This window comes from Nonomuraea sp. NPDC049784 (assembly GCF_040659615.1).
Classification (GTDB): domain Bacteria; phylum Actinomycetota; class Actinomycetes; order Streptosporangiales; family Streptosporangiaceae; genus Nonomuraea.
In genome coordinates, this window is record NZ_JBFAMX010000095.1 from 18958 (window position 1) to 27674 (window position 8717).

General features: G+C 70.3%; 7 protein-coding genes. 3 read left to right on the top strand and 4 right to left on the bottom strand.

Going from position 1 to position 8717, the window contains the following annotated elements; genetic code table 11:
* Positions 1-87 precede the first annotated feature (87 nt).
* Positions 88-1974, top strand: coding sequence for an ABC transporter ATP-binding protein (locus AB0J09_RS21185; protein ID WP_360693438.1), 1887 nt, complete (start codon positions 88-90; stop codon positions 1972-1974).
* Here AB0J09_RS21185 and AB0J09_RS21190 read toward each other — a convergent pair.
* On the bottom strand, positions 1946-2830 hold the full coding sequence (locus tag AB0J09_RS21190; RefSeq protein WP_360693441.1) for a sulfotransferase: 885 nt from the start codon (positions 2828-2830) through the stop codon (positions 1946-1948). The two genes, AB0J09_RS21185 and AB0J09_RS21190, sit on opposite strands and share 29 nt — an antisense overlap.
* Positions 2831-2911: 81 nt before the next feature.
* On the opposite strand from AB0J09_RS21190, the gene AB0J09_RS21195 reads away from it, so the two are divergent.
* Both AB0J09_RS21195 and AB0J09_RS21200 read left to right on the top strand, forming a co-directional pair.
* Positions 2912-3805: an LD-carboxypeptidase gene (locus tag AB0J09_RS21195; protein ID WP_360693444.1), complete on the top strand. Its 894-nt coding sequence runs from the start codon at positions 2912-2914 to the stop codon at positions 3803-3805.
* Positions 3806-3838: 33 nt separating this feature from the next.
* A complete protein-coding gene (locus AB0J09_RS21200; protein ID WP_360693447.1) occupies positions 3839-4708 on the top strand; it encodes a hypothetical protein in 870 nt (289 codons plus the stop codon).
* A 76-nt stretch (positions 4709-4784) separates the two neighbouring features.
* Here the strand turns inward: AB0J09_RS21200 and AB0J09_RS21205 are convergent, their stop codons facing one another.
* The 3 genes from AB0J09_RS21205 to AB0J09_RS21215 form a co-directional block, all read right to left on the bottom strand.
* A complete protein-coding gene (locus AB0J09_RS21205) occupies positions 4785-7091 on the bottom strand; it encodes an excinuclease ABC subunit UvrA (RefSeq protein ID WP_360693449.1) in 2307 nt (768 codons plus the stop codon).
* A 118-nt stretch (positions 7092-7209) separates the two neighbouring features.
* Positions 7210-8373: a histidinol-phosphate transaminase gene (locus tag AB0J09_RS21210; protein WP_360693452.1), complete on the bottom strand. Its 1164-nt coding sequence runs from the start codon at positions 8371-8373 to the stop codon at positions 7210-7212.
* A 57-nt stretch (positions 8374-8430) separates the two neighbouring features.
* A partial coding sequence (locus AB0J09_RS21215; RefSeq protein WP_360693455.1) for a SpoIIE family protein phosphatase occupies positions 8431-8717 on the bottom strand: 287 nt, incomplete at its 5' end.

An 8717-nucleotide genomic window follows, 5' to 3' on the forward strand; every position in this document is an offset into this window, starting at 1 on the left:
GGGCGGTGGGTTTCGCGCTGAGCGGACGGGGGAATCGCCAGGCGCGATGGCGGCGCTGACTCCGGGGGAGGAGGAGGGATCCCCCGCATGACGATGATGGGAGGGGGCTTCGGCCCTCACGTGATGGCGTCCCTGCGGCGCGACGGCTCGGTCACCGAGCAGCGGTTGCGACCCGGCACGGTCCGGCGCATCGCGCGCTACGCCAAGCCGTACCGGACGCATATCGCCGCGTTCCTGCTGCTCGTCGTGGCGGGCGCGGTGATCGTGGTCGTCAACCCGCTGCTGATGAAGGCGATCATCGACGACGGCATCCTGGCCAAGCAGCCGGGCGTCGTGGTGGCGCTGGCCGTGACGATCGGCGCGCTGGCGCTGGTGGACGCCGGGCTGACGCTGGTGCAGCGGTGGTTCTCGGCGCGCATCGGCGAGGGCCTGATCTACGACCTGCGCACCGAGGTGTTCGACCACGTGCAGCGCATGCCGGTGGCGTTCTTCATGCGCGCCCAGACCGGCGCGCTGGTCAGCAGGCTCAACACCGACGTGATCGGCGCGCAGCGGGCGCTGACGAGCACCCTGTCGTCGGTGGTCTCCAACGTGGTCAGCCTGGTCCTCGTGCTGGGCGCGATGCTGGCGCTGTCGTGGCAGGTGACGCTGGTCGCGCTGGTGCTGCTGCCGATCTTCATCGTGCCCGCCAAGTTCGTCGGGCGGCGCATGTCGGCGCTGACGCGCGAGCAGATGCAGCTCGACGCCGAGATGAGCTCGGTCACCACCGAGCGCTTCAACGTGGCCGGCGCCATGGTCGCCAAGCTCTACGGCCGCCCGGAGGACGACGCCGAGGTGTTCGGCCGCAGGGCCGCCAGGGTGCGCGACGTGGGCGTGACGGTCGGCATGTACGGCACCGTGTTCAGGGTCGCGCTCGGGCTCGTCGCCGCGCTCGCCACAGCGCTGGTGTACGGCATCGGCGGCGTGCTGTCGGTCTCCGGCGTCTTCGAGCTGGGCACGCTGGTGGCCCTGGCCGCCCTCCTGATGCGCCTGTACGGCCCCCTCACGTCCCTGTCCAACGTGCACGTCGACGTGATGACCGCACTCGTGAGCTTCGACCGGGTCTTCGAGATCCTCGACCTCAAGCCCATGGTGGCGGAGAGGCCCGGCGCCACCGGGCTCCCCGACGGGCCCGTGACCATCGAGTTCGACGACGTGCGCTTCCGCTACCCGGCCGCCGAGGAGGTCTCGCTGGCCTCGCTGGAGTCGGTGGCCAGGCAGGACACCGGCCCGTCCTACCCCGTGCTCAAGGGCATCTCGTTCACGGCCGAGCCGGGCCGGCTCGTCGCCCTGGTCGGCCACTCCGGCGCGGGCAAGACCACCATCACGTCACTCGTGTCCCGCCTGTACGACGTCAACGAGGGCGCGGTCCGGATCAACGGGCTCGACGTGCGCGACGCCACCCTCGACTCCCTCCGCGACACCGTCGGAGTGGTCATGCAGGACGCTCATCTCTTCCATGACACGATCGGGGCCAACCTCCGCTATGCCAGGCCGGGGGCGAGCGACGAGGAGATCTGGGGGGCTCTCAGGGCCGCGCAGATCGGCGACCTCGTCGAGAGCCTGCCCGACCAGCTCGAGACGGTCGTCGGCGACCGCGGCTACCGGCTGTCCGGGGGCGAGAAGCAGCGCCTCGCGCTCGCCAGGCTGCTGCTGAAGGCGCCCCGCGTGGTCGTGCTCGACGAGGCCACCGCCCACCTCGACTCGGAGTCGGAGGCGGCCGTGCAGGTGGCACTGAAGACCGCGCTGGAGGGCCGCACCTCGCTGGTGATCGCGCACCGGCTCTCCACGATCAGGGAGGCCGACGAGATCCTCGTCATCCACGAGGGCCGCATCGCCGAGCGCGGACGCCACGAGGAGCTGCTGGCCCGGGGCGGCCTGTACGCCGAGCTCTACCGCACCCAGTTCACTTCCTCAGGTAGCCCAGCCGGTTGAGCTCCTCCCTGGCCACCTTCTCCACCAGCTCCAGGTCGGGCGGCCTGAGCTTGGTGCGCCAGGCGCCGACCTTGGGGACGCCGGTGTCGTACAGGACGACCTTCGACACCCGCGTCTCCAGGAACTCCGCCAGCGCCGCCACCGACGGCGCCGGCTTCTGCACCAAGTCCTCGTAGCGCAGCGTCAGGAGCTGTTGCTCGGGCAGCGTCCTGCGCAGCTCGGCGCTCAGGCGCACGGCGCTGCGCCAGCGCAGCGCGCTCTTGCCGGCCGTCGGCATGCCCTTCCACCGGTCGAGGTGCTCGTCCTTGTTGACGCCGAGGAACGCGTTGGGGAACTCGGTCTGCTCCGACAACATCGCCGGCTTGAACCAGGCCAGGCACGCGGGATCGCCGAGCATGCCGGCCACCACGTCCCTGCCGTCGCGGATGAGCTGCACGAACCGCGCGTCGGGAAAGGCCTGGAGCAGCACGGGAGCGCTGTAGAGCAGGTCGGGGCTGCCGTCGCCGAACCTGGTCATCTCGCTCGTGGACACGCAGGGACCGGTCCCCGTGACCCCGCCCGCCTCCCTGCACGACTCGGCGCACCCGCCGCAGGATCGGGGCAGCACCTGCCACGACTCGGCGAGCGCGTCGCGCATGACGCGCACGGCGCCGGAGGTCTGGCCGATGGACGGCTTGCGGGCGAAGGCGTACACCACGTGCGCCACGCTCGAGCGGCCCATCGTCACGTGGAAGCCGGGAGATCTTTTCAGGGCACGGGCGAGCAGGTCCGTGCCGGAATGCGGCGCTCCGATCAGGAAGACCGGCCGGCGGACCTTGATGCCGTTGACCACGAGTATGTGGGGCGGAAGTCGCATATGAGAGGTAAGTGTGACACCGTTTTCCACGTGGACGAGCCATTCGTTTCCACGCGAACGAGCCATTCGAGGAGTTGATCGATGCGACCCGGTGACACCGTCGCGGTCGTCTCGCCGTCGGGCCCGCCCAACGCGGTGATGCTCAGGCGCGGCGTCGAGCGCCTGGAGAGCCTCGGGCTGAAGGTCGTGGTCGGCGCGCACGCGCTCGCCCGCCAGCCGCTCGACTACCTGGCGGGCGACGACGCCGCCAGGGCCGCCGACCTGCAGTCCGCCTGGTGCGACCCGGCCGTCTCCGCGGTGTTCTGCTGCAGGGGCGGGTACGGCGCCGCCAGGCTGCTCGACCTGCTCGACTGGAACGCCATGCGGGCGGCGGGCCCCAAGGTCCTGCTCGGGTCGAGCGACATCACGGCGCTGCACAACGCGTTCGCCATCGAGCTGGGCGTGCCCACGCTGCACGGGCCGATGGCGGCCTGCGACATCCTGGCCGACGAGAAGGGGCCGGAGCCGCGCACCTGGAAGAGCCTGCAGGCGGCGCTGTTCGGCACGCCCGAGCCGGTCCAGGGCGAGCGGGTGCTGGTCCAGGGGCGGGCCGAGGGCGTGCTCGCCGGGGGCAACCTGTCGCTGCTCGCCTCGATGTGCGGCACGCGGTGGCAGCCGTCGTTCGCGGGGAAGCTCGCGTTCCTGGAGGACATCGGGGAGGAGCCGTACCGGATCGACCGCATGCTCACCCAGCTCCTGCAGGCGGGGGCGCTCGACGGGGTGCGCGGGATCGCGCTCGGCTCGTGGGTCGACTGCGGCGACCCGTACCCGGTGCTCGAAGACCGGCTCGGCGGGCTCGGGGTTCCTGTCCTGGCGGGGCTTCCGGTGGGACACGGGTCGCCCCAGATGAGTGTGTGGCTCGGGAGACTTGGGGTTATCGATACCGAATCGTGCTCCCTAGCTGCCATTGTCGGTGATGGGGAGCAGGCAAGGTAGGAGGGACGAATCCGACAGAAAGGGACATGGCGCGTGAGCTTGTTCAGGCGGCACCGGGAGCCCTCACGCCGGCCGGTTGAGGACGTCGATCTCGACTCGCTGCTCGCGCTCGTCGCCGAGTCCCTCGGATACTCCTTCGAGTTCGCCCGTGACGGCGGATCCGTGACGCTCACGGGCGACATGGAGCTGGTCGTCAGGCTCACGGGGCTGCGCCGCGAGGCGGGGCGCAGGGCCAGGGAGGACTGGCCCATGCTCGTCTCCGAGCACCTCTCGCACGCCGTGGCCACCGCGGGGGAGCGGCTGGACGTCTGCGACCTGGAGCAGGCCGGGCCGCTCGTCCGGACCCGCGTGGAGGCCGTGGAAGAGGTGGCCGACCTGACCCGCGTGGTGGGCCGCCACCTCAACGCGGACCTGGTGGAGCTGCTCTTCGTGGGCTCGCGCGCCGTGCGGCCCGAGCAGGCCGGGTGCTGGCCCGTGCCGACCGCCCAGGCGATCGAGATGGCCGTCGCCAACGTCCGCCGCGAGGAGCGGCTGGAGGTCGAGTCCATCGAGCTGTCGGGCACGCCGGTGACTCGCCTGACCGCCATGTCCCCGTCGGCCGCCACCCATCTGCGGTGGCTGGGCGACTACCTCTCCGTTCCCTCCGACGGGGTGCTCGTGGTGCTGCCCGACCCGTACACGCTGCTCGTGCACCCGGTGGACGGGATCGGCGTGGTACGCGCCATCGAGCGGCTGCGGGTCCACGCGGCGCAGACGGACGGGCTCAGCTCGCAGGTGTACTGGTGGCACGAGGGGCGGTTGACGCACATCAGGGCCGACATCGTCTCGCAGCAGGGCCAGACCCGGCTCGTGGTGGCGCCCCCGCCGGAGTTCGCCCGCGTCCTGGCTCGTCTGGCCGTCTGAAGCGCTCGCGGTCCCGCGCGGCCTGGAGGCGTGGATACGCGACCTGGCCGCGCGCGAGACCGGCCGGCCCCCTGGCTCAGGGGTTGCTCACGTAGTCGCGCAGGTGGATCGCCGTGAGCGAGGTGCCGCTGGCGACCAGCTCGCCGGGGGTGCCGGAGAAGACCACCTGGCCGCCGTCGTGACCGGCTCCCGGGCCCAGGTCGATGATCCAGTCGGCGTGGGCCATGACGGCCTGGTGGTGCTCGATCACGATGACCGTGTTGCCGTCGTCCACCAGGCGGTCGAGCAGCGCCAGCAGCTGGTCCACGTCCGCCAGGTGCAGGCCCGTGGTGGGCTCGTCCAGCACGTACGTGGTGCCGTTCTTGGCCATGTGGATGGCGAGCTTGAGCCGCTGCCGCTCGCCGCCCGACAGCGTGGTGAGCGGCTGGCCCAGGCCCAGATAGCCGAGGCCGACCGCGGCCAGGCGGTCGAGGATCGTGCGGGCCTGCCGTTCGGTGAAGAAGTCTCGGGCCTCGGCCACCGGCATGGCGAGCACCTCGCTGATGTCCTTGCCGCGCAGCGTGTACGTCAGCACCTTAGGCGTGAACCGCTTGCCCTCGCACTCCTCGCACACCGAGGCGACCTCCGCCATCATGGCCAGGTCGGTGTAGATCAGGCCGATGCCCTTGCACGCCGGGCAGGCGCCTTCGGAGTTGGCGCTGAACAGGCCGGGCTTGACGCCGTTGGCCTTGGCGAACGCCGTGCGGACGGGGTCGAGCAGGCCGGTGTAGGTGGCCGGGTTGCTCCGCCGCGAGCCGCGGATCGGCGACTGGTCGGCCACCACCACGCCGTCCCGCCCGGCGACGTACCCGTGGATGAGGGAGCTCTTGCCCGACCCCGCCACGCCGGTGACCACCGTCAACACTCCGAGCGGGATGTCCACGCCGACGTCCTTGAGGTTGTGCAGGGTGGCGCCCTTGATCGGCAGGTGCCCGGCCGGGGTGCGGACGTGGTCGCGGAGCCGTACGCGATGGTCCAGGTAGCGGCCGGTCAGGGTGCCGGAGGCGCGCAGCCCCTCCAGGTCGCCGTCGTAGCAGAGCTGCCCGCCGGCCGTGCCGGCGCCGGGGCCGAGGTCCATCACGTGGTCGGCGATGGCGATCGTCTCCGGCTTGTGCTCGACGACGAGCACCGTGTTGCCCTTGTCGCGGAGCTGGAGCAGCAGGTTGTTCATCCGCTGGATGTCGTGCGGGTGCAGCCCGGCCGTGGGCTCGTCGAAGACGTACGTGACGTCGGTGAGGCTCGAGTTGAGGTGGCGCACCATCTTGACGCGCTGCGCCTCGCCGCCCGACAACGTGCCCGACTCGCGGTCGAGGCTCAGGTAGCCGAGGCCGATCTCGACGAGGGAGTCGAGCGTCGAGCGCAGCCCGTCCAGCACAGGGCCGACGGCAGGGTTGCCGATGCCGCGGACGAAGGCGGCCAGGTCGTTGATCTGCATGGCCGAGCAGTCGGCGATGTTCCTGCCGTCGATCATGGCCGACCTGGCGGCCTCGTTCAGCCGGGAGCCGCCGCAGGACGGGCAGACGGCCAGCTTGATCGCCCGCTCCGCGAACGCCCGCGCGGAGTGCTGCATCGACTCGCGGTCCTTGCCGAGGTAGGTCCGCCTGACCCGGGTGACGAGCCCCTCGTAGGTGAAGTTGTTGGAGCCGTACTTGATCTTGGTCGCAGGCTTGTGGAGGAGGTCCTCCCACTGCGCGGGGGTGAAGTCCTTCAGCTTGACGGCGGGGTCGAACAGGCCGGAGCCCGCCACGACCTGCCAGGGCCAGCTGTCCACCGCGAATCCGGGGGCCTTGATCGCCCCTTCGTTCAGCGACAGCTCCCTGTCGACCAGCTCGTCCACGTCGATGTCGGACGCCTTGCCCAGCCCTTCGCACTCGGGGCACATGCCCTCGGCTCGGTTGAAGCTGAAGGCGGAGGCGGGGCCGACGTGGGGCTCGCCGATCCGGCTGAAGACGATCCGCAGCATCGTGTGCGCGTCGGTCGCCGTGCCCACGGTGGAGCGGGCGTTGGCGCCCATGCGCTCCTGGTCCACGATGATCGCCGCGCTCAGGTTGTGCAGGGCGTCCACGTCGGGGCGGGCCAGACTCGGCATGAACGCCTGGATGAACGCCGTGTAGGTCTCGTCGATCAGCCGGCGCGACTCCGCGGCGATCGTGTCGAAGACGAGCGACGACTTGCCGGAGCCGGACACGCCGGTGAAGACGGTGAGGCGGCGCTTGGGGATGTCGAGGGAGACGCCCTTGAGGTTGTTCTCCCTGGCGCCGCGGACCTGGATGAGGTCGTGGCTGTCGGCGGCGGTGTGATCGTGGTGCTGATCGGTGCTGGCCTGGCGGCTGGAGACGACCACGGAACCCTTCCATCGTCTGATTTTTATGCCGTACGGGGGAAAGCCGGGACAGCCTATAGTCCGTCCCCGACATTCTGTGGGTTCCGTACATCGTACCGTACGGCATACGGTACAAGTCTCAGGCCGACAGCGGGTTGACGTGCCGGTGGTGCAGCCCGATCACGGGGATCTCGTGGAGGCTGCCCGAGTACAGGAACTGCGTCATGCCGATGAGCAGCCGCCGCACGTCGTCCTGCGGCCGCACGACCAGGCGGATGAACTGGCTCGTCGTGCCCAGCTTGTTGCCGCACTCTCGGACGTACACGCCGTGCTCGCTGAGCAGGTGGTCGCGCAGCGGCACCCCGTCGTGCCCGGGCGGCAGCTTGACCAGCAGGAAGTTGCCCTGGGAGGCGAACACCGACAGCCCCGGCATGGTACTGAGCTGCTGGAACATCGCTCGCCTGTCGTGGCCCACCCGCTTGAGGCTCTCCTGGTACTCGGGCATGAACTGCCGCATCATGAACACCACGACCTCGGCGAACGAGTTCAGGTTCCACTTCGGCAGGGCGTCGCGCACGCGGGCGGCCAGTGCCGGGTTCGCGACCATGTAGCCGAAGCGGATGCCGTGCAGGCCGAAGTTCTTGCCCAGGCTGCGCAGGACGATCACGTTCGGCCGGACCGCCGCCTCCGCCGCCAGCCCCGGGTACGGTTCGGCGTCCACGAAGTCGCCGAACGACTCGTCCACGATCACCAGATCCAGGTCGATCAGCTGGTCGAGCAGGCGCAGGACCTCGTGCTTGGGCAGGTAGCCGCCGTCGGGGTTGTTGGGGTTGCAGATCACCGCCACCCGGGAGCCGCGCATGCGGATGAACGAGACGTAGTCGTTCACGTCCAGCGTGAAGTTGCGGCTCTCCAGCAACGGGTACATGTCCACCCGCTTGCCCGTCTCCAGCGGCTGGTCGGTCCAGCGCCCGAAGGTGGGGATGGGCACCGCCAGGCTCTCGCGCACCAGCAGGTGGTCGATCCAGGTGATCAGCTCGGTCGACCCATTGCCCATGGCGACCGTCTTGGGGTGCAGCCCGAGCGTGGCGCAGAGCTCCTCGGTGATCGTGCCCGCGTCGCTCGGATAGAACTTGAGTATCGTCTCCAGGTTCCTCCCGAGGTGATCGAAGATATCCGGGGTCGGGAAGTACGGGTTGCACGGAATGCAGAAGTCGACCGGCGCGCGCTCTCCCGACGAGGCGCGCATCAGTGAGAAGTACGACGGGCTGTGCGCCTGTGCCCGTAAGAGGCTGAGCTCCACGACACCTCCATCGACCATGTCCGATGTGTGTAGGTACGCGCCATCGGAGTGACCGGTTCATGATGTTGTGTGGGTGTCCCGCGGTCCGTCGTACCAGACCTCCCACCGCGTGCTTCCCGGCTCGGTCCTGCGCAGGGTGACGATCGCGATGTCGTCGCGCGGGGCCGCCCTGGTGAAGGCGTGCAGGTCGGCGCCGAGCGCCTGGGCGAGCCTGTCGGGTGGGTCGGGTGCCCATGCGCGCAGGCGCTCCGCCAGCGGGTAGAAGGCGCCGCCGGGGTCGCGGGCCTCCGTGACGCCGTCGGTGCACAGCACCAGCGTCGCGCCCGGCGGGAACGCGAACCGCG

Excerpts from the sequence above, each read along its gene's own strand:
- AB0J09_RS21195 (WP_360693444.1), top strand. The coding sequence starts at position 2,912 with ATGCGACCCGGTGACACCGTCGCGGTCGTCTCGCCGTCGGGCCCGCCC.
- AB0J09_RS21190 (WP_360693441.1), bottom strand. The coding sequence starts at position 2,830 with ATGCGACTTCCGCCCCACATACTCGTGGTCAACGGCATCAAGGTCCGC.
- AB0J09_RS21185 (WP_360693438.1), top strand. The coding sequence starts at position 88 with ATGACGATGATGGGAGGGGGCTTCGGCCCTCACGTGATGGCGTCCCTG.